At 40.8% G+C, this 23,071-nt stretch carries 14 protein-coding genes; 5 read left to right on the top strand and 9 right to left on the bottom strand.

Annotation, left to right across the window (positions count from 1 at the left end):
* Positions 1 to 9: 9 nt before the first annotated feature.
* Together BGP15_RS00960 and BGP15_RS00955 are read left to right on the top strand one after the other, a co-directional pair.
* A complete protein-coding gene (locus BGP15_RS00960) occupies positions 10 to 1,689 on the top strand; it encodes a hypothetical protein (protein WP_286768474.1) in 1,680 nt (559 codons plus the stop codon).
* Positions 1,690 to 1,906: 217 nt separating this feature from the next.
* Positions 1,907 to 2,938: a hypothetical protein gene (locus tag BGP15_RS00955; RefSeq protein ID WP_286768473.1), complete on the top strand. Its 1,032-nt coding sequence runs from the start codon at positions 1,907 to 1,909 to the stop codon at positions 2,936 to 2,938.
* Between the two features lie 80 nt (positions 2,939 to 3,018).
* Here the strand turns inward: BGP15_RS00955 and BGP15_RS00950 are convergent, their stop codons facing one another.
* Complete coding sequence (locus BGP15_RS00950) at positions 3,019 to 3,465, bottom strand: hypothetical protein (protein WP_286768472.1); 447 nt, start codon at positions 3,463 to 3,465, stop codon at positions 3,019 to 3,021.
* A gap of 534 nt (positions 3,466 to 3,999) precedes the next feature.
* On the bottom strand, positions 4,000 to 6,546 hold the full coding sequence (locus BGP15_RS00945) for a tetratricopeptide repeat protein (RefSeq protein ID WP_286768471.1): 2,547 nt from the start codon (positions 6,544 to 6,546) through the stop codon (positions 4,000 to 4,002).
* Between the two features lie 506 nt (positions 6,547 to 7,052).
* Between BGP15_RS00945 and BGP15_RS00940 the strand changes: the two genes are divergently transcribed.
* A complete protein-coding gene (locus BGP15_RS00940; protein ID WP_286768470.1) occupies positions 7,053 to 7,964 on the top strand; it encodes a DUF6624 domain-containing protein in 912 nt (303 codons plus the stop codon).
* 40 nt (positions 7,965 to 8,004) lie between these two features.
* Here BGP15_RS00940 and BGP15_RS00935 read toward each other — a convergent pair whose 3' ends face one another.
* Both BGP15_RS00935 and BGP15_RS00930 read right to left on the bottom strand, forming a co-directional pair.
* Positions 8,005 to 8,373 (bottom strand): hypothetical protein, encoded by a 369-nt coding sequence (locus BGP15_RS00935; protein ID WP_286768469.1) that lies wholly within the window; start codon positions 8,371 to 8,373, stop codon positions 8,005 to 8,007.
* Positions 8,374 to 8,578: 205 nt separating this feature from the next.
* Positions 8,579 to 9,025 (bottom strand): nuclear transport factor 2 family protein, encoded by a 447-nt coding sequence (locus tag BGP15_RS00930; protein ID WP_286752552.1) that lies wholly within the window; start codon positions 9,023 to 9,025, stop codon positions 8,579 to 8,581.
* Between the two features lie 425 nt (positions 9,026 to 9,450).
* Here BGP15_RS00930 and BGP15_RS00925 point away from each other — a divergent pair, with 425 nt between their 5' ends.
* On the top strand, positions 9,451 to 9,804 hold the full coding sequence (locus tag BGP15_RS00925) for an ABC transporter permease (RefSeq protein WP_286768468.1): 354 nt from the start codon (positions 9,451 to 9,453) through the stop codon (positions 9,802 to 9,804).
* Between the two features lie 22 nt (positions 9,805 to 9,826).
* On the opposite strand, the gene BGP15_RS00920 is transcribed toward BGP15_RS00925, so the two are convergent.
* The 3 genes from BGP15_RS00920 to BGP15_RS00910 all read right to left on the bottom strand — a co-directional run bounded on the left by BGP15_RS00920 (position 9,827) and on the right by BGP15_RS00910 (position 13,589).
* Positions 9,827 to 11,149, bottom strand: coding sequence for a BNR repeat-containing protein (locus BGP15_RS00920; protein WP_286768467.1), 1,323 nt, complete (start codon positions 11,147 to 11,149; stop codon positions 9,827 to 9,829).
* Between the two features lie 69 nt (positions 11,150 to 11,218).
* Positions 11,219 to 12,460 (bottom strand): DUF2264 domain-containing protein, encoded by a 1,242-nt coding sequence (locus BGP15_RS00915; RefSeq protein WP_286768466.1) that lies wholly within the window; start codon positions 12,458 to 12,460, stop codon positions 11,219 to 11,221.
* A gap of 13 nt (positions 12,461 to 12,473) precedes the next feature.
* Positions 12,474 to 13,589, bottom strand: coding sequence for a glycoside hydrolase family 88/105 protein (locus BGP15_RS00910; RefSeq protein WP_286768465.1), 1,116 nt, complete (start codon positions 13,587 to 13,589; stop codon positions 12,474 to 12,476).
* A 331-nt stretch (positions 13,590 to 13,920) separates the two neighbouring features.
* Here BGP15_RS00910 and BGP15_RS00905 point away from each other — a divergent pair, with 331 nt between their 5' ends.
* On the top strand, positions 13,921 to 17,973 hold the full coding sequence (locus tag BGP15_RS00905; protein WP_286768464.1) for a hybrid sensor histidine kinase/response regulator transcription factor: 4,053 nt from the start codon (positions 13,921 to 13,923) through the stop codon (positions 17,971 to 17,973).
* Positions 17,974 to 18,046: 73 nt separating this feature from the next.
* Here BGP15_RS00905 and BGP15_RS00900 read toward each other — a convergent pair whose 3' ends face one another.
* Together BGP15_RS00900 and BGP15_RS00895 are read right to left on the bottom strand one after the other, a co-directional pair.
* Positions 18,047 to 21,229 (bottom strand): glycoside hydrolase family 2 TIM barrel-domain containing protein, encoded by a 3,183-nt coding sequence (locus BGP15_RS00900; RefSeq protein WP_286768463.1) that lies wholly within the window; start codon positions 21,227 to 21,229, stop codon positions 18,047 to 18,049.
* Between the two features lie 87 nt (positions 21,230 to 21,316).
* A complete protein-coding gene (locus BGP15_RS00895) occupies positions 21,317 to 23,071 on the bottom strand; it encodes a family 43 glycosylhydrolase (RefSeq protein ID WP_286768462.1) in 1,755 nt (584 codons plus the stop codon).

The following is a 23,071-nucleotide window of genomic DNA, read 5'->3' as shown; positions in this document are numbered from 1 at the left end:
CAAAAAATCATGAAGCAGCAAATTATCAAATTGACTTTTACAATGCTTTTGTTTTTCGTTCTTGCATCGTGTAAGAAAGAGGAAAAGATAATTGATAAAACACCGATAACAATAGCGACCTTAGAAGCTGGCGATCTTAGAAACAACCATGCGATTTTATATGGCGAAATCCATTATCTAAATGATGAAGAGATACTGGACTACGGCTTTAAGATTGCATTGAGAGAAGAAACAACCTTCCGTACTATATCTTTGGGAAAACAGGCAAAAGTTGGTATCCTCAGTTATGACCTACAATCGACGTTTAAAATCGGTGAAGTCTATCGCTATATATTCTATGTAAAGACTGACCAGAATACATACGAGGGAAACCCCGTTCTCTTTACTGTAAATGATATCTGGGTAGATAATTCCAAACTCCAATATGCGAGTCCAGGCGACGTCATCACGATTAAAGGCCGTTTTAAGCAGGTGGATGATTCATTTAAGCTCTCCATCATTAGTAACTATTCTGGAGAAAATAGTGACGTTCCTTTTACTTTAGATAAGGAAAAAGAATCGCTAACGTTTACTATGTCGACGAAGAATGTATACCATGGGGAAGATGCTCGCGTGGTGTTATCAAAAAAAATAGATTATCAGAGTCTTCAGCAATATTTATTGAGTTATAAAATTGCAGCGCGGTTGTTGCCACCAAGTCCAGGCACCCATTATTATACAGATCCAATTAAGCTGAATGCGATCGGCTTATCGCCCCACAGATCTCACGACTTTAAAATTATCTTAGGTGATAAAGTCGTACGATATGAAGATAATTATTATGCACCCTACATACCACTTAATGGACATTCCTATAAATTAGGCTACATCTGGGGGCAGGATACGGTTTATCTCAAAGAGACATGGGACCTTGAGGTTCCCAATATGAAAACAGCAACGCTGAAGTATAAAATAGTGCACCCTTTTGGGCATACGGAACTTGAAGGCCTTGATTTCTTTAAATATCTGGTCAATAGCACGTATAAATTAGCGATAGGAAAGTATCAGGGAGAGCTTGCCATGACCAATTTTGAAAAAGATATTCCGGTACATGTTGGCGATATTCCGGAAGGAAAATATCCGATAGCGATCAATAGCAATGTATATGGCGATCTGAAAATCAACGACCAGTTGACCGTTCAAAATCTTCGTATTACGGCTGTAGACCCAGGGACAGGGTATTATGAAGACCCTATCCGGATAAAGGGAAATTTCCTACCCAACCAGGAGTATGTTATCAAACTGGGTGAATTTGAGATATATTATGGCCTACCAAAAAATGGTGAGCTCGAATTTCCATGTTCATTTACACTTGTAAAAGGAGATAACAACATTCAAATCGGCTATGCAAAGTATGGCGGCAGTTTTTTTGAGGTGGACCGTAAAGTCATAAAGGTAAACGGATTAAGTATAGACAGCTTTTATCCGACCAAAGGTGCTCCTGGAGATATTGTTAAGTTAAAGGTACGAGGTGCCAAGACAAATTATTATCGGATTGAGGTCGGCGGAGTTGAGGTTAGCCCAATATCGGTCAAACCTGGAGAAATGGAATTTATGGTGCCAACAGTCAACCGAAGGGGAAAAACAAAAATAAGAATTCTGATTAATAGTCAAACCTTCGAATCAAACGACTATTTCGAAGTTCTATAGCATCATTAAAACAATGCGTAATATGAATATGTCCTTAGCATTAGTTTAGGATTAACAAATAGGAAAATGAAGTGTCTAGCAGAAACGGATAGGATATCAAAAAAATAATCCGACTTCATAATGTAATACCGCTACAGCTGCTAAAGAATTATTATGATAAAATGGAATATAGTAGGTATGCTTTTGTTAATAGATGTACGACAAATCCAAATGTGAAATGGAACTCTTTGATAAAACTTTAGATTTAAGCCATAGGGGAAGAAGCCTTTTTTTACTGTTTTTTGCCACTGTACTGTTAACAATCCATGTCAGTTGTTCCGGTCAGCCGAGTCGACACGACACTGCTAGTGACTCAATTAGAATTATAGCAAAGAATGCTGATGAATCCCAGGTATTCCCTAAAAGAATAACGCTTGGAAGTCCTGTTTCCAAGGAAATAGGATTATTAAAAAAAGTAGTTCTTGAGAATAAGAATGTAGATACGAAAGAAGAGTATGAAAACAGCTCATTTTCGGGGGTAAAATATTTTTTCGACCCTAAAAACTATATCATTTTAAAGGTCAACACAGACTATCCAGCAATTTTATTAGAAAAATACAATTATAATGCTAATCTTGACTTGACGAAAAACTATCATCAGTTCTATCAACACCCAATGGTTGGTTTTATGCAAAACCATCAAATTTATATAGGTGTAAATGCAAATTCAGCTTATGAAAACCACAGCCTGTTTCCTATAAAATTTAACGAGCATAATCACAGTCTCGTTGAAAAAATCGATGACAGACAAGTCAATAACTATCAATTAATAAATAAAGTTGCTATTGATAGCTTGGAATTAAAGAACGGTTCCAATAGAGTTTATTTTAATAACGACTGGAACCTTTTAAAAGAACCCAAGCCTAAAAATGAATTTTATGAAAAGGTAGCACGCTTAAAAAATTCACTTAAAGCTGCTGCTCAAAAAAGGGATATTAATCCCGAAGATATTGATTTATCCATCTCAATGGTAATCGATAAGGATGGAAAAGTTAATCAACTGGACGCTTATTTGGAATACTCAATTCCGGAGAAACAATCTATTCGCATAGAAGATGCGGTATTAAAATCCTTTTTACAATCTTTAAAGATTGATCTTATCAACAATTATTCGTTTTTTATTCCAGCTCAGAATAAAGATAAAAATCAAGTGAGCGCATACTTTTTAACCCGATTAAATATTGGATTACCTTATCGAAATTTTAAATAACGAAACAAAAGGGCATAAATCCGAAAAAGCCACATCGCTCGACGTGGCTTCACAACATATATATTTATAGGGAATAAGCATTATTGGTAGGAATGAATTGACCTGGACACCTTCCAATCGCCATTATCGTAAACCAAAGTCACGAGGTCTGTCATGCTAAAGCTGTCAAATTTCATTGCAATTTTTGCAATCATATAATCTACTGATTTTTCTACGATCTTGATATTTACTTTGCAATTTAGCTTTTCTCCGTGTTGATTTTTCAACGATTTAATCACAGCGCTACGACCATAGGTCAATATGCTGTTAGCCTGTATCTTTTGGTTGAAATCGTCCGTAAACAACTGCTCCACGCCTACCGATTCCCCCTTGGTGGTGACTGCAAGATAGTGATCCAGTGCTAAGCCTGCCGTGGAAAGGTTAATGTTTGTCTTTTCTGATTTGTCTCCCCATCTTTCAGCTGCCATGGTGAATGTGGACAAGGCGATTAAAGCTATTGCAGTGCAATTTCTTACGAATGATTTCATGATATCTTTATTTTATTGTGTTAGTTATCGTGTTTCTACTTGTGGGTCCAAAACTTCTGTTTAATATGCATTTACCCCATGGTCTTTAGACCAGTGATCGAAGAAACTCGGTGAATTGTCATTTACCTACAAGAGATTTCGATCCGGAAGCATGCCGAAGAAATTTAGGATACATTTCGATAACCACATGCCAAACACTATACCAGTCGGCCAAAGGCGTATATTTATGCTTTCTGGGCCTTAAAATGGCCTTTTATTAATCTTCTTTTAAAAAGCAAATGTGCGCTTGCGAACAGTTTACAAACGTATTGTCCGCATCCGTACAATGGATAAAGCGTTAAATAGAGACCGTATCAATTACGCAAACACGGCATTTACAGAAGCAAAAAAGGAATGAGAAGGAAGGGATAACGAACATAAAAAAGCCCGAGAACAATCGGGCTTTTCCAAACGGCAAGTGCTACAAGGCCATTGCTATTCGGTATAAATGGACAAACATCCTCAAATCTGTCTTACGGACAAATCTACAACGTGTTACTTCAGTTTCTGTAAGCGCTCTTTCGCCGCGGGCACAATATCATCGTTTTTATCATAATTGTCAATCACACTTTTCAAGGTACTCTTCGCCTGGAAGGTATTGCCTTTGCGCGCATAGGCATCAGCAAGCAGTAGGAAACTCTTGGCAACCCAGTATTCCTGTGCTTCCCGATTGTTGATCACATCAAAGGCTGTTTCCAGCGCCTTATCATATTCTTTGTTATCATACTGCATTAGTGCCACGCGATAGCGCGCCTCTGCTCCGACTGCCGACTGGCTCTTCAACGCGGCCAGGTTAAATTCTTTCATGGCAGCCGCTACATTCTTTTCTTTTAGCAAGGCTTTTCCACTGTATAGGTGCGCTTTCGCAATTTCTTCCTCGGTTGCACCGTTGTAATTCTTGATCAGGCTTACGTACTTGGCCATTTGCTCCATATCGCCGAGTTCGAAGTAACACACCATCAGGTTCGTTACTGCGTAGCCATAGTTCTTTTTATATTCTTCGTTGAGCTCCAATTTTTTGAGGTGTACAATGGCCTCGTTGTATTCCTTGAGGTCCAGGTACAGCGCAGCCACCGTCAGCAAGGTATTCTCTGAATACTTGCTCGTCCAGTCGTTCAGGATGATATTCAGATCATGCAGTGCTTCCTGTGGATGCCCAGTACGGTACGAACTCACGCCACGGATGTAACGGGCGAATTTTTCTTGTTTGGGTTTTGGAAATTTATCGAAATAAGCATTGATCGCTTCTACAGCGGCTCCGTATTCTCCCCTGGCGAATAGAGACTGTGCGGCCTGAAAAGCCATATTATCCAATTCCGCAGGACTCAGATTACTGACATTGGTACCCACGGCATAACGGATATAGCTTGAAGCATCCCCCTGATCGAGGTAGATGTTTTCAATGAAACGCATGGCCTGCTCTGCCTCAGCAGTTCGGGTATACTTCTCCACCACCTTCTCGAAAGTCGCTTTCGCCGCTTCGGGCTCATCGTTATTGTACTGCACGAGCCCTATGGTCATTAAGGCACGGGGAATATAACTGCTACGGGGGTACTTTTCGACCATTGCTTGCAGCCCTTCGATAGCGCGGCCATAATCACCCATCGTGAAATAAGTGTAGGGAATTTCAAAGGCCGCATCATCTGCATAGTTCGAAGATGGAAATTGTTTCAGTACGGACCGCAGCGTACTGAGCTTGGTTTCATTGTCGCCTTGTAGACCAAATAAAATACCACGCTGGAAGAAGGCATAATCCTGGTTTGGCGCTTTGCTATTAATCAGCTGGTCGTAGTACTTGTTTGCCCGACCATAATCGCGCAGACACAAATACGAATCACCTAGACGTGCAATAACATCATACCGTATATTTTGATCCACGGTATTTCCTCCGGCAGTCAGAAAGCGTTCAAAATATTTGGCCGCCAACTCAAAACGGTTGTTTCGGTATGCCGCGTACGCCAGCCCGTAATTTGCATAATTATAGACATCAGTATTCCGAGCGACGGGCAGGCTTAGAAACTCGGAGAAGTTTTCTACAGCTTCACCAAATTTGCGCACTTCATACATGGCTTCTGCTTTCCAATAGGTCGCAAGAGCCGCCATTTCAGCATTGACCGGAAACTTTTCTGATCGCATAAACATAGATATGCTATTTTCGAAAGCACGCTCATTATAAAACTCCAATCCGCGGTAGTAGGTTACCTTTTGATAGATCGCATTGACTTCCCGACCGCGCTCTTTTAACGATTCCAGCATACTGACACCAGCATGGAAATTGGTCGTCCCCCGTAGAATTTCAGCGGATAGTGTTTCCGCACTTTCCTTTCTTTTTGAACCCGGATCGACAGGTTTCACTTCCTGGGCGATATATTTCTCGAGGACTTTTTGCGCAGCCTGGGTGGAGTCCATTGCAAACAAGATTTTGGCATAGTTAAATAGCGCATCGGCCTTCACTTGTCGGTCCAAATCCAGCTTTGTAGCTTTGACAAAAGCATTTCGTGCAGCTTGCTTGTCGCCCGTCTCCAGTGCGATATGACCTAAGGTCATGATGGCCCCTTGATAAAAGGCATCCGAAGGTTTTATGGCCTCCAACATACCGCTCGCTCTTTTGTATTCGCCGGCTCCGTAAGCCAGGTAGCTGATGCGATAATTATCGATATTGCTTTGTGAAGCGTCTGGATGCCGTTGCATCAATTCGTGGTAATAGGCCTGTTTATATTTTTGCTGTGCTAAATAGGTGGCAGTGGCAATCTGGCGCAATTCGGTTTCAATAGCATCGCGGTTGATAAGCGTCATATCCGGGCTGCGGCGCACCTTAACGGCATCAGCAAGCATAGGCCGGTAGTCACGTACGACATCAATGGAATCCATGGTTTGAACTTCACCAGCGCCAGCTTGCACACTATGCTGTTGTGGTTTCTCTTTCTTATCTTTCTGCTGTTTCCCCACTTCCTGCGCATAGCCTGTAAGCAGTAAAGCCGAAAGCGTTCCCGTAAAAAGGTATTTAAGATAGTTGTAGCTCATTCTTTCTTTCAATATCATTGTTCGTCCGTATTTCTGAGTTTTTCCAAACGTTCTTACGCCAAGGAGGCTGTAGTGCAATATTTATCTAAACAAATAGCCAAAACTAAAGAATTCTAGCCACATTCAGTAAATTATCAGCCTGAAAACAGACGCATTAGGTAATTTTTACCTTACCGTTGTTTGATTTTTACGATTTAGAATAACATAAGCTATTCCCAATGCGTCCTCGGCAACCGAGTTGATTACAATAATGAAGCCACTTTCTATAAATCCAAGAGATAATCGCATGGGCGACCTCAACGGCCAATACTGCCCGCATCTTGGCCTAGATGTACATTTTTTCTACTTCTAAAAAATAGTTCTTTGATCGGAATAAAGTTCTGAGGCAGGGAAAAAATCAGTAAAAAAGCGAGTGTTTAATAGGGCCATTTCAATAGGTGCTTATTTTCCCAATAGGATAAATAAAAAAACATATTCTTATTATTATGACAATATATTATATTTAGGTATATAAATATAAACATATGTTTAAACCATTTCTTATTCTCTTCCTAATTTTCATTTCCTGCCACGTGAAAGCTCAAAAAAGCAGTTCTTATTTTTATTTAAAGAATACCGCAGATAGTTTAATTTTTGAAAAGAAGACACCTGAAGCTTATTTGTTATATCGAAAAATGGTCAAGATTAGTGATATAGATCCGTTTATTGATATAGAATTGGTAAAATTAGCACTAAAAGTAAAAGACAGTAAAACAGCGGAAAAATATTTAAAGCAATCTATTTTAAACGGTGCTTCTTTAGGGATGTTAGAGGTTGACAGTAATGTAAATAGTTTTTTAAAACATCATACCAATTGGAGAAAAACCTACGATTTACTTCGTCAAAAACATCTAAGCAAAATAGCTCATTTGGAGGACCGCATAACTTTACTTAATATGTTGGAAAAGGATCAGGGATTGCGTTCCTTATTGGGAGTTATTGAATACAAAAAAGCTGATTCTCTTATTTTCGCTAGTGACACGGCTAATATGGCCGTGATAAAGGAGATTATAGCGAGAACAGAGTTTCCAAATCTCGAAACTGTTGGCATGGATGGCATAAACGCTATCTTTATATTATTATTACATACTTTAAACAATGGGATTGAGGATGCCAAAAATATTGAAATTTTGACACCATTGATGAAAAAAGCGGTTATAGACCTCAAGTATCCACCTTTCAACATGGCTTTAGTTATCGATAGACACCGGGCCATAATCCGTCAAAAACAGATTTATGGATCATACTGGGAAATGGGTAAACAAAACAAAAGAATTGTTACACCGATTGAGAACATTGATGAGGTAGATGTACGAAGAAAAGAAATTGGGCTACCACCGCTAAGTCTTTTAAGGAACCAAAGAGGGTATGAATTACCTGTGGATTATAAAAACTAAGTGATAATTTCAATTCAGCCAAAAAAAACATCACCTTGATTTAATCTGCCTTTTCATAAAAAAAATCGCAGGTATCATCTACAACAATGACAATACTATTTCCCCGTTTTTTTATGACTAATTCACACGAAGCAGTACCTCCAGAATAACGCAAAACCAATCGCGTATCAAATACGCCGTATGCTACATGGTATTCTCCATTGCCAAAAAAAGAACTTCGATATTTATTGTTATCCAACAAGGTTAGCTCATCATCTCTATCCGGCAGCTCTGCACCTGCAAAGCATTCGTGATATTTGAAGTCATATTTCCCTAATACCATCGAATGCGTAATCAATCTTGAATAAATAATAGCTGTAGCGATTAAAAACATGATAAGTAAGAATGGCCAACTTCTAGTTTTCTTCATTCCTTTAAATAAAGATATTATTGTTCTTTGGATTTACGATTAAATTTAGAGTTAAAACTTAAAAGAACAAATTTACAATCATAAAAATCTGTGATCATACAAAAAGCCACATCGCAGGATGTGGCTTCTAAACTAAATTTATAAACATGTGATTCACTAGAGCTCGGCTTTTGCTATGACTGAGCTGGCCTCAAATTATGAGCTACTATTTATACGAATTGATCGATTTGGACACTTTCCAGTCATTTCCTTCACGGACAAAGGTTACTAGATCGGTCTTGGTGAAATCTTCAAATTTCAAGGTCATTCTGGCCACCATATAATCGGCTGATGTTTCAAGGATCTCCGTACTTACCCTACAGTTTAGTTTCTCACCTTTTTGTTTTTTCAATGATTTTACCACTTCACTACGGCTATTTGACTTCAAGTTTGCTGTTTGAACCTTTTGATTAAAATCTTCAGCAAACAATTGTTCTACACCAGCCGATTCTCCTTCAGCCATGACAGCAACATAGTGCTCTAAAGCAAAGTCTGCGGTTGACAAGTTAACAGTTGTTTTTGCTGTTTTTGATCCTGGGCCCTCAGCTGCCATTGCACATGTTGAAATTGCGATTAAGGCTGCTGCTGCGATTGTTTTTACTAGCGTTTTCATAATATCCTTATTTTGTCGTGTAAGTTTTTCTGTTCTTATTTCTTAATTCAAAACTACGGTTCACTAGAGCTCTAACCGACAGATTTTAGACTAGTTCCCCACAAAATTCGGTGAATGACTGAGATCAAAAGGTGAACGTCAAAATACATTAAGAACATAAGATCCATTTTATTAACTCCGTGCCAAATACTATACCAGCTGTCCCTGTGCGTTCAATAACGTCCCCCATGACCTGTTAAAGCACATTTCGTATCTTTTCAAAAAAAAATAGCTGTACGAATGCGAACAGTTTAAAACAATATCGTTCACATGCGTACACTATATTAAATGCTGGCAAAAAGATGAACTGAAGCCATAAGAGATAGATAAAAGCTACGAGCATCGATACAATAAAGCAAGGTCAAATTCTCTTAATTTTTGCCTTGTTGTCTATCGTTATTGCCTGTTTAGGGCTATTCGGTGTAATCACATTCGCTATTCAATTGCGGATAAAGGAAATTGGTATACGTAAAACATTAGGCGCAACATTAAGCAACCTCGTTTATCTACTATGCTCTGATATGGTTAAACTGGTCGGTATAGCACTGTTGATTGCACTGCCGCTCGGATGGTTATTGATGAATCAGTGGCTGCAAGAGTTCGCTTATCGCATTTCGGTCAGCTGGTGGATACTTGCTCTCGCAGGGATTATTGCACTGGTAATTGCTATTCTAACCCTATGTACCAGAGCAATAGCCGCTGCAAAAGCTAATCCGGTCGACAGCTTAAAAGCGGAGTAAAAATTTGAAAACAACCTCATTCTCAATCACGCCATTCTAATACCCGTATGGCTGTCGCGGGAGCATCAGCTAGACCCTCAGCATCCTTTTGCACTGTAGGCTGCACAAATAAAGCAATTTTACGTTTCTTTTGCCACAACTGGGTATCATATGTAGGTTCCCAGGCTCCTACAGACTGATCACAAAGATCAATAATATTATTAGCCTCTTGCTGCATCCCATTCAACCTCAGTATCGAAGGTCGGTAACCGCGCTCTTGATCCCGAAAGACCAGCGTCAACATTGTTTTATGATCTTTTCCGCGAACCAATAGCTGCGGCCTGGCAATTGGAATATCCTTTGTTCCACCACCACTCAGCGTAAAGGGTGTTTTTCTAAAATCAAAAGACCGGATCTTCCATTCACCCTCTTGTAAATAGATGACCTTGTATTGTGGGATCTCTGATCCTGCGTCACGCCAGTAACTGGCGATAAAAGGATTCCCTTTTTCATCCGCAGCGATAGAGGTTTGATTAATCAATTCGTGCTGTTGTGGGATACGGGCTGCGTATTCAACGGTAGATTCTTTCATAGGCAGCTCGTACTGCATTCCATTACTCTTTTGCCAGGTTAATCCGCCATCGTTTGAACATGCATAAGCCATATCATGATTGCTTTCCACATTGGTACTTTCCCGCCACACCCAAGAAAGATGTATCGTTCCCCGACGATCCACATAACTTTGCCAATAGGCATTTCTCCGCCCCTCGCCATCAATCAGATTGCTATGCATCCGCTCCCACTTCTGTTGTTTACTGTCGTACCTATTAACCACAAGATTACCATGACCGGATCCGCCATCACGATATAAAAACAGCAACTCACCACTGGGCAACTTTAAGAATTCAGGATAGGTCACCTTTGATTCATTTTGTCCCAGCATGGCTTGCTCATAACCTAGCACAAGACTATTGGGGTGAAGGGTACGTGCATATCTCAACTTGCTGTCATGCTGATCCCAGCAAACGTGGAGATATCCTGCCTTATCCACCATAATACTGATCACATTATGGGCATCCTTCACATGCCCAGTATAACCCGAACGTCGCAACTTCCAGACCTTGCCAGAAAGTAACCGCTGACCTAGAACTACATATCCAGCTTCGTCATAATAAGCGATATATTGGTATTTACCATTGCTGGTTAATGAATTTTTACGAAATACGGTTGTGTTGACCGTGTTCTTTGCCCACCCATTTCCGACAAGCGTATTCTTAATTTTCTGCCCTTGTGCATTGTAAATAAACAAGAGGCACGCGCAAGCGAGCATCCCTACTCTTATTAGTTGATTTAGATATTGCTTCATTGAATTTTTTATACATTTGCTGATTCCGCCAAGTCCTTTTGAAAGGAGTCTTATCACCGGAATTTGGGGTTATTGAATGGCTTTGCTCTGATCTTTATGCCAGTCCTGTCCTGACCAGATACGCCGTGCACTCCAGTCGCTCGCTTCACTTGTCCAAAAAGAATCTCCGTCGGGTAATCCCAAAGGCAAAAAAATTACTGAACATAAATAGGGGCTTCCCTGATTATTGTACGGATCGCCCAAGCCCGGCTGATTACCATACATACCCAATGTCAACCAGCCCTTTTCATACGTATTAGGGTTTTCGGTCGATTTTCTCAGTACCGCAGACAGTGCAGCCTTCACCTGTCCTTCGCTAAGCTCCACAGGGAGCCGTTTCTTGAAAGCCATATCGGCGAGATGATGGAAAGCTGCCGCACGATAGATTACAGACCTTCCCGTCGGAGGGAAGCTGCCATCGGCATTGATCATCCGCTCCTGAATTAGGGCATAGCGCGCATTGCGGAGCTTGATTTTTGCAAACATCCCATCATAGTTTTTAGTTTTCAGCTGTATGAAATCCATAATTCCGGCCAGGAAGGGATGGATAACATAACTATTATAGTAATCAAACGCATAATGCGGACCATCCATATACATTCCATCGCCAACATACCACTGTTCCAATTGCTGCAGCGCATAATCAACGCGCATCACGTCCCAATCATCCGCATACTTCGCTAAAAAAACTTCATTCATCGCTGAAAAGAGCAACCAGTTTGAATAAGCCGGCCGAAATTGGCGGGTAATTTTTATGGATGCTACCAAATTCTTTTTTGTCTGATTGTCGATATGATCCCACAGCCAAGGACTTCGCATAAATCCCAAAGCGATAAATGAGGCATCAACAAGTTGTTGACCACCAAGATCAAAACGCATAAAATCCCGCGCATTGCTGTCCAAAGCATTTTTAAGTGCTTGAACAGTCCATGCTCTATACTGATCGCGTAACTTTATCTCTTCAGCCGAACCGCCATCCAAAGAAAGCCAGGGCGCTATGCCTGACAATACCCTTCCCAAGACTTCAACATATTGTACTTTGATGCGCTGTTCCTTATTATCCACGTGTATAGAAGTCATTTGTGGCATAGTTAACCGTAGGCTATCATGGGCCAGACTGCGGAGGACAGGACGCAGCATCTGATCCATTTCTTTAAGCCAAAAAGCTCTATCCGCCTCCTTTGCTGATACAGGTTTCTCCTTCAAGCCCTGTCCAAGGGCAGAATGGCCTGTCAGAAAAATGACCAAGAACAATAAAATCTTATTTTTCATTTTCAAATCCAATCTATTTTTGAGCTAAATAACGATACATTTCCGAGCCGGCTAATAAAAACGCACCTACACCAAAAGGAGCTGTAGAGTTGGTATCCACCACCTGTCCGGGGATAGCTTTTTCACCGATCGGTTGTACGTACCCAACTCTGCCATCGGGTTGTAAAGCGACCTCACTAAGATATTTCCAGCCTTTAACCGCAGCATTTTTAAATTTAAAATCGCTTAGCAATCCATTATTTATTCCCCAGAGAAGTCCATAAGTAAAAAAAGCGGTTCCGCTTGTTTCCCTGCCGGGTGCATGTTCGGAATCTAACATGCTTCGAGTCCAGAATCCCTCCTGCTGTTGACAACTCATGATAGCGGCTGCCATTTCCTTAAAACGCTCCTGATAGTAGGTATAATGTTTATCCTCCTCAGGTAGATCTTGAAGAACCTTCGCAAATGCCGCGAAAACCCAGCCATCGCCCCGGGCCCAAAAATCCTTTTTGCCGTGTAAGCTCTGGTGTTTCGGGAAAACATATTTTGCATCACGGTAATACAATTTCGCTTCCTGATCAAACATGATACTATCGGCATATTGCAAATAAGTATACATCTTATCCAGATAAAGTGAATTCCCTGTCAATTTGTACATTTTAGTCATCACCGGCATCACCATATACAAACCATCGGCCCACCACCAATAGTCCTGTTTATTGGAGTGGATCTGATATTCCATGACTTCTTGAGCACGTGCAATCTTTTCAGGGCTTGGCGATAAATGATAGAGATCGATATAGGTTTGGAAACAGATTTGCCAATCACCAAAAAGAACGTGTTCGTCTGTTTCCCCATAGTTGTATTTCCACAGTTGCGTATCGGTAGACTTGGCTCCTTTCCAATCATTGTATATCGCCCAATCCGTAGAATATTTTAAGTCTCCTGCTGATTTTGAAATCTTATAGAATTCCATATTTCCGGTATGATAAGCTGCCTGATCCCAAAACGCCCAAACTTCGGGCTTATGATGAGACTGCCAGTATTGGTTTGCCTTACTTAGCTGAGCTAGTACGGTCTTTTTGTTCAATTGCTGTCCAAATGAAAAATGTCCTACAAACAATAGACATAAGATTAAATTGATCCGCATATATTTAGATGTATCGTATTTTTTGATAAACTAGCACATAAGCTGCTTAAATTGGTTTGTACACTATTTTAATAGAGACACTTATTACTTTCATCCCGTCCTCTTTTTGCTTTATGAAGCAAAATCTTACTCGTAAAAACTGTTCGCCTTAAATAAACGTACAATATACACTTATTTTAAAAAACAATCGTATCTTTAACCATATAATCTTCAAATTGACTTTTTCTGATCACAAAAGTTGTTTACAAGATAATAACCTATGATAAGGAAGAATCGATAAATTATCTGATATCGGAAATACCATACTAACATCGCTGCTAACATGCCTAGTTTGAACAGACTCCTACATTCACGTCAGGCCTTGATCCTGATATTCGTTCTCATCCTTGTTCACACAAGCACGCTGACCCACGCGCAATTCCCCAAGGAGATGAATAAAGATTTATCCAATAGTTCGGTGAAATCTATATTTCAGGATAGTCAGGGCTTCATGTGGTTTGGTACCTACGACGGGCTAAACAGATTCGACGGTTATGATATAAAAACCTACAGAAATCAGCTAAATAACGAAAATAGCATTCCGCATAATTATATCTATTGTATAGCAGAAGACCATAATAAAAAATTATGGATAGGAACTGGTCAAGGAATTGGAGTCTACGACCGAAATTTTGATACTTTCACGCGTTTAAATTATATAGACCAAAAATCAAAACGGTCATATCATCTCAATGCCGATACGAAATCCATTCAAATCGATAGTGATAATAATATTTATATCGGCACAAACGGCTGGGGGCTATTTTACAAAAGTCATCAAGAAGCATATGCCATACAAATTGCTTTTAAAGATTATAAATCGAACCTATCCACCTTATACTACCACGTATCGGCCACGCATATTGACGCGACCGGCATGGTATGGGTTTTTATAGAGGGACGCGGTTTATACGCTTTCGACAAAAAAACTCAGCAGTTGAATCTTGTATCGAAGGCTATTACGAGTGCAACCTGTATGGCTAGCACAAACAGCGGTGAACTCTTTATTGGTAATTACGAGGGGCTATTTGTTTGGAAAATCAAAGACCATGTGCTTTCGTCCTTGTATCCACAGGAGCTTAAATCGAGCCAGATCAACATGCTGACGCTGGAGGGGCAAAACAAACTTTGGTTAGCCACCCAAAACAATGGCATTTTTATACTTAACCTATCTCATGGAAAAGCAGCAAATAAAAATGTTCTACAGCCCGTACAATTTTCACTGAATAGCAAAACCATTTATACGGTTTACATAGACTCCCAGCGTAAAATATGGATTGGCACCGGAAAGGGCGGCATTGAGACCATTGATAACAATGGCTATAAATTTAATTATTTACAGCAGAAACATTATGCGGGATTTAACTTAGCGCACAAATTTGTACGTTCTTTCGTTGAGTATGATAACAAGATCTGGATTGGTACCGAAGGTGATGGCCTTTATGTATGGGATAACAAGACCAATCAGGTTCAATCTTTTCAAAAAGGGCCAAAGCAATTGCCAGACAATACGATAAACCATCTTTTGACCGGAACTAACGGAGATCTATGGATCGCAACCGAAAGGGGCATTGCGCGTTATGCAAAAGGTTCGGGTTTAAAATATTATGTTTGCAGGACGCCAAATGGGGTCGTAAATAACAGTGTACAATTACTTTTTAAGGATCAGGATGAGAAGATCTGGGCAGCGACATTTTCTGAGGGAAGAGTGTATACATATAATCCGACAAGCGACCAATTTGAAGTCTTCAGCGAAGACATCTATGATATCAATTGCATGATTGACGATAAACAAGGCAATATCTGGATGGGGAATTACAATGAGATCATACAGCTAAACAAGAAGACACGAAAAAGCGCCAGGTATTTAATCGGAAAACCTGTTCGTGCCATTCGGCTCGGAAAAAATAACAGACTTTGGTTAGGAACAGAAGGTAAAGGGCTCTTGGCATTTGATAGCAAATCAAAAAAGATTGTCGAAAATTATTCCACAAATGAAGGTTTGAGTAACAATGCCGTACTTAATATTTTGGAAGATAAAACCGGGAAACTATGGTTAAGTACCTTTAATGGCCTCTCGAAGTTCGATCCTTCCACTAAAAAAATTGTACGATACGAAGAAACGGATGGGCTTCAAAGCAACGAGTTTTCTTATGGATCAGCATTTAAGCTCAAAGATGGCCATCTTCTTTTCGGAGGAAACAACGGCTTTAACATCTTTGATGCAGATAGTATCAAACTGAAAATTTATGAACCTGCCTTAGCAATCACAAGTCTTAAAATTAACAATAAAAAGATTGCCGAACTGAGCGACCGGGTCGATATTGGAAAAGATAATGCTATTCACAAATTGACCCTTCCCTACAATCAATCTACTTTTTCGCTGGAGTTTGCCGCCTTGGAGTTTGATTCGCCACAAAAGATAAAATATAGATACCGCTTGGAAGGTTTAGACAAGCAATGGAACGATGCCGGGTCTACCCGATCTATCAATTACAACGGTCTACATGAAGGAAATTATACCCTGCTTATTCAATCGACCGACTCGGAAGGCAATTGGACAAATAAGCAGATTAAGCTCGAGATTCAAATTCTCCCGCCTTGGTATAGAAGCTGGTGGGCTTACCTGCTTTACACGCTGGCTATGATCTATACGGGGCTATGGTATCTGCGCTATCGGAGGAGGCAAATCGCTTTAAATTATGAAATACAGCTTTCAAAATTCACCATCCAAAAGGAAAGAGAACTCAATGAAAAGAGGCACGCATTTTTTACCAATATATCGCATGAATTTAGAACACCGCTGACCTTAATTATTAATCCGATTAAAGATCTGCTGAAGACCAATAAAGAGTCTGAAGACAGGGCTTCCCTTCAGGTAGTACACAGGAACGCCAAAAGGCTTTTGAGCTTGGTGGACCAGCTGCTTGTATTTAGAAAAACAGAGGACGGTGCCGAACAGCTCAAAACCAGCATTTTCGACTGTCAAAGCTTTATGAGAGAAATATTTCTATATTTCGCTGCCCAGGCAAAATTACAAAAGATAAATTATCAGTTCCAGGAAAATTCCGATCCGGTCTTTGTCAATGCCGACAAAGAAAAAATTGAGATCATCTTATGCAATCTCATATCAAATGCCTTTAAATTTACGCCTTCCGATGGCGCTATTCATATTGCTCTATCGCAACAGGGTAGGGAATTAACCATTCAGATCAAGGATTCGGGAAAAGGTATCCCCGAACATCTTGGCGATAGAATATTCGACAAATATTTTTCGGATCCACTGACTGGCCCCAAAAAACAAACGGGATTCGGGATCGGCATGTATCTGGTCAAAACTTTTGTTGAAATGCACGCCGGAAAAATAAGTTATACGAGTTCAGCAACAGCGGGAACAACATTCGACCTCGTTTTGCCTATCGTGGCACAACAAATGCCGGCCGAAGAACCATTGGCAGATGTAGCGCACCGCAACGAGTCGGGGATTCAAATGCTATACGATGCACAAGTGGTGACAGAAACAGCTCCCACATTTCCAACGGCCATATCAAGCAAAAAATTCAGTATCTTATTGGTTGACGACGACGATGCGATCCGCAGCTATCTTACCGACATTTTTAAGGTAGAATATACGGTCTATGGTGCCCGTAATGGCGTTCAGGCATTAGCTATGATCAACGAAAAACAACCTGATCTGGTCATAAGTGATATTATCATGGAAGAGATGGATGGATTGTCACTCTGCAAAGCCGTAAAATCTAATGCTACGCTCAACCATATTCAAATCATCCTGCTTACTTCAAGTACTTCCGACGGCACGAAGTTAGCCGGAATTCAATATGGTGCCGATGATTATATCCACAAGCCATTTGATTCGGAAATATTGTTGCTTCGGGTCAAGACATTACTGCAGAACAAAAAGAACCTTCAGGACTTTTTCCTTAACGCTATCACATTACAGTCGAATGAGCTAAAGATATCGATCACAGACAAGCTATTTATAGAACGGTGCATTGAGATTATTGAAGAGAACCTACTGGAAGAATTGACTGTAATAAGCCTTGCCGAAAAAACGGGGATGAGTCATTCGTCACTTTATAAAAAAATTAAAACAATTTCAGGCAAATCGATCAATGAATTTATCAGGTCGGTACGACTCAAAAAAGCAGCAGAAATGCTTATTTTGACAGATTCGAAAATTAATGAAGTAGCTAACTTAACAGGTTTTTACGATCAGCGCTACTTTAGACAACAATTCAACAAATTGTTTGGCGATACACCATCCGACTATGTCAAAAAGTACCGAAAAGCATTTCAGAATGAATTCCATGTAGACCGGCCTTAGTCTGAATTGTTAAAAAGCAAATTAAGTCCTGTACAACAATCACGAGCTCTTTCTGCTGTACAGGACGCTATAATTATTCGACTGGTTTTATAACGAAGGAGAATGAATAATCTTTGTACGGCAATGTATATTCGTGAAGTGGCCATGCTCCCCAGCTATTGATTCCCCCTACGCCCATTTGTCTGAGGTCAATATTAACTTGCGTTTGTTTCCTTTTGACAAGGTCAGCTGCATGGCGTTGTTGTCGCTTGGGACCATCGTCCAAATCCTTATCAAAATAATGCAAAGCGCTCATACTGAAAGTAGAATCTGCCGTAAAAAACAATCCCTCACCTTGCTTATTTCTTATTTCCATCCACCTGACATCGGTCTTATTACCTGTCTCCTGTGGCATTACATAAGGAAAATACTGTTGATCGACGGTCTGTTTATAAATTCCGACATGCGATGCAAAATTACGGTCGATGTAGTTCTCCTGTGGTCCCCTACCGTAGTAATTAATGGCCTCAAATCCAGCAGGCATGATCCATTGCATGCCGAAACGTGGCAGAACAGCAACCTTTTTTGTGGTGTCAGCCGTGAATGATTGAGAAATGCGCATTTCACCCCGTTGATTAATGCAGTATTTCATTGCTAACTGTCCATATACCTGATGCATTTTGTAGGCCGCATAGACATAGACCAGGCTATCGATTAATTCGGATCTAATTTCAAGTAATTCAATAGAATCCGTAACCTGTTTCCAAGGTTTCAGTTTTTCAGGTGTATTTGCACCGAAATCGTTATCATTCGGTGCACGCCAATAATTATTCTTAAATAAAGCATGCTCATCCATTAAATCCCGTCCTTTGTAATGATATCTGGTCAGCCATCCTGATTTAAGGTCAAACTCCATCTGCAGCTGTTTTGCCGAGATAATCAGATTTCCATCTTTTCGCTCAGTCTTAATTTTCCCCTGTGCCACAATGGTTGTCTTAGGTTGAAAAACACCACCTAAAGACAACTGTTCGGTTGCAATAATATGCCCCATAGGAAGTAAGGGTTCGGCTTTTTTCAATCGATAAGTCAGATTCAGAAATTTCTCCCCACGTGCATCTGTTTGATAAGGGATAGACAGCACACCAGATTGTTGCGGCAACACATTCAAGTGACTGATTAAACCAGATTGGGCTTTCTTTCCGTCAACAATAAGCTCCCATTGAAGTTCAACATTGTCAAGCCCAGTAAAAAAACGTTCATTGTAAACCTGTATCTTTTTCTCCTTCATTAGGCTGCTATGGATATCTTGATATACTTTCTTCATTTCCCAGGCATGCGGATAGGGTGTCCTATTAGCATAAAAAATGCCTTTGGAAGCATAATTCCAGTCCGTTATGGCTTCCTTAGGCTCATAGTCTCCACCATAGGTATAAACCGTATCGCCTTTAGCGTTGATTTTAATAAAACATTGGTCCACAAAATCCCAGATATATCCGCCTTGGAATATTCCTTTATTTGCCCGAATGATGTCCCAATAATCCTTAAAGTTTCCTAATGAATTTCCCATGGCATGGGCATACTCACATTGAATAAAGGGCCTTTGGGGCTTAGGGTTGCGCGCTGCATAATTTTTCATCGCCGATGGGCTTGCATACATGGGAACAATCAGATCGGTATTCCAATCAAATCGTAATTCGCCATAATTATTCACAGCCCTTTCGTATTGTACAGGGCGACTTTTATCGAGCTCTTTCATCCGGAGGTAGGCCCGATAGAAATTGTAGCCATTTCCAGCTTCGTTGCCCATGCTCCAAATAATTACGCTGGGATGATTCCGGTCGCGCTGAATAAGACGTTCAACACGGGCAACATGTGCCTTTTCCCAGGTCGGCCTATTGGCCATCGTATAAGACAGGTCATAGCCCATGCCATGAGATTCGATATTAGCCTCATCAATCACATACAATCCATATTGATCACAGAGTTGCAACCAATATTCGGCATTGGGATAATGGCTGGTACGGACAGCATTGATATTGAACTTTTTCATGAGCTGTACATCACGCAACATATTTTCTTTGGAGATCACATGCCCTGTTACAGGATCTGTTTCATGCCTGTTTATTCCCTTGATAAGTATAGGCTGTCCATTCACGTGCAACTGACCTTCTTTGATCTCAACCCGACGGAAGCCCACTTGCTGGGGAACGACCTCGCTGAGTTTGCCCTCGTGGTCTATTAGCTTAACAGTCACCTGGTATAAATTTGGCATTTCGGCCGACCATAGTTCAGGATGGTCTATGGTCTGTTCAATATCCACTTCCTGTCCGTCGACTTTAACAGTTGCAATTGACACAAGCCGACCGTTTCTATGAAGTGTAACCTCTGCCATTAGATCCCCATGACTGGCCTGGTTAAAGATCAGCTTAGTATTTAACTTTCCTTCATCAAAAGAATCGTTGAGGGTCGGTGCCAACTGAATATCACGTAGATATATCGGTTGCCGTGCCAGCAGATAACAATCTCGCGTAATTCCACTGAGGCGCCACATGTCCTGATCCTCCAAATAATTTGCGACTCCCCAACGCATGACGCGCATTGCGATTAAATTTTTTCCTTTTCTCAAATATCTTGTTACATCAAACTCGGAAGGTAATTTGCTATCCTCCCCATACCCCACATATTGACCATTTACCCAAACAGATAGATTTGATTTGGCAGCCCCAATATGGAGGATAATAGGCTTGCCCTGCCAATCCTCGGGAATAACTACCTCACGGCGGTACACCGCCGTGGGGTTGAAATCCATCGGCACAATTGGTGGATTTGGTTTTCCGATCAAATAAGTGAATTCAAAACCGGAGGTAGTATACATCGGGAAACCGTATCCATTGAGTTCCCAGTTTGCAGGCACCTGAAAATTAGCCCAAAGATGATCATCATAAGTCAACGATTCAAAATTGGCCGGTAATTTTGACGGACTATCTGCCCATTTAAATTTCCAGGGTCCATTCAAACTTAAATAAGCGGAAGATTCACGCCAATCGCTATTGACGATCTGAGACGTATTCGGAAAGGTCACAAAATCTGTATGCATGGGCAGCCGATTTTCTTCGGTAATCGTTTCATCTAACCAAGGGATCCCTTTTCGGACAACAGTATCTTGCTGTTGCATTTTATTCCGCTCATAAGTCAAGGTAATACTGGATTGCGGATACCCCAAAGTGAAGACACAGCTATAGAGTAGAATAAGCACTAATTTATTCAGAGATTGCATTTTTTATTATTTATCGATTAATAAATCATTTCAAAAAAGATTGATTTGTTTAACTGAATCTAGGTTAAATACAGCTATATGATCGAACTAATGAAATACACTTAAATCCCACTGATCCTTCCAATTTATCTGTACTTTTTCATTCTGGAGATCAACCGGTAGCCAGATATATCTGCTATCCATAAGATCTTTGGGGTTCCAGCGGTCGGCCATAAAGATAAAGGCATCTGTTTTTCCTGCGACAGGAAGAATAAATGTGGATTGACCGCCATAAGTCAAAGCCGAATTTGGCCCTTGCATTGGATCCCCTAGGGATTTCCAGGGGCCAAAAAGACTCTTAGCGACATGGAGCTCTGCACGATTTGGAGCCCAGCCGGTGCATCCGCTGGTGATCAGATAATACTGATCTTTATGCTTGAATAAAGCTGGGGCTTCCCGATGATTCCGGAAGAGTAAGGAATCTTTTGCTGTCACATGCAGGTAATCATCGGTTAATTGAACCAGGCGTAAGGCATAGTTTTCGTCCGATGAATAGATTTGGTAAGCCCTGCCATCGGTGTCTACAAATAAACCCATATCGCGTGACATATTGTTATTTGGCCGGAAGCTGTGGACAAACTGAAACGGCCCAAGCGGAGAGTCACTGGTAGCAACGGCGGCCCTGGCTGCTGCATAGCCTTGCCCTTTCAACTCAAGATGGAACCACATCACATATTTCTTCAGCTGCTCATGATAGATAACCTTTGGCCGTTCCATAATACAGCCCCAGGCAATATCGCTTGTAGAATCTGCGCTAGGTGTGAGAGCCAATCCTTCAAACTTCCAGTTATACAAATCATTGGATGAGTACACATTGACGCCCTGGGATGTCGTTCCGCCACGTTTCTCACCATACCAATAATATTTTCCATTTTGATGAAGTACGCCGCCGCCATGGGCATTGATCACATCACCGGATTGGTCTTTCCATATTTCCCCTGGCGTAAAACTATTCATTTCAGCACGTTCTATTTTTTGATAGACCCGGATATAATCAATTTCATATTTAGCGGGAAGTAATTTATCAGCTATCGTGCCACCGTTTATTCCACCGAGGGCCAAATTTAACAGGAGATAATGTGGTTGGGTAAATGGATTGAATCCTGTACCGTCCCGATTGACCAATTGATCCATAGGGACGTGAAGCATTTCCATATCATCCACATAGAGCGTAATGGCATCTTCATCCCAAACCATGCGCCAGATATGAAATTGATCTGCCCAAGCCTTTCCGCCAAGATCTTTGACTGCTTTTGTCTTACCGAACCAATGTGCTTTCCACCGTTGGTCAGTGCCAGTTGCGATATTGGCTAATATATTGCCGCGATAATATTCCATGATATCTATTTCACCATTGGATGGCCATTCTTTGGTGGTGCCTAATGTCCAGAATGCAGGCCAAAGGCCCTCACCAACTGGGATACGCGCCCGGATTTCAAAAATCCCGTATTTCCAGCTCTGCTTGCCCAAAGTATTTATCGAAGCCGAAGTATAGGTTATCTTTTTACGGCTGGCAATCCAATCAGAGCTGCCCTGAATAAAACCCGGATGATTACGTTGTTCTTTTTTTGCTTCAATAACCAACAGGCCATTACGACAGGAAGCGTTTTCCTTTTGATACCACTGCTCTTCCCGGTTACGTTTGAAACCTTCTTCGTAACTCCATTTAGTCGTGTCGGGTGCACCATTATAATCAAATTCATCCGACCAGACCAATTTATACTGCGGTGGGATGGGCTGTTGACTATAGGCGATAAAACAACTTGACAGCAAACTAAGACAGACAGATAAAAGTTTTTTCAT

Source organism: Sphingobacterium sp. 40-24, assembly GCF_001899705.1.
Classification (GTDB): Bacteria; Bacteroidota; Bacteroidia; order Sphingobacteriales; family Sphingobacteriaceae; genus Sphingobacterium; species Sphingobacterium multivorum.
The sequence above is the reverse complement of the archived record's forward strand: the minus strand, read 5'-3'. Positions and strand labels throughout refer to the sequence as shown.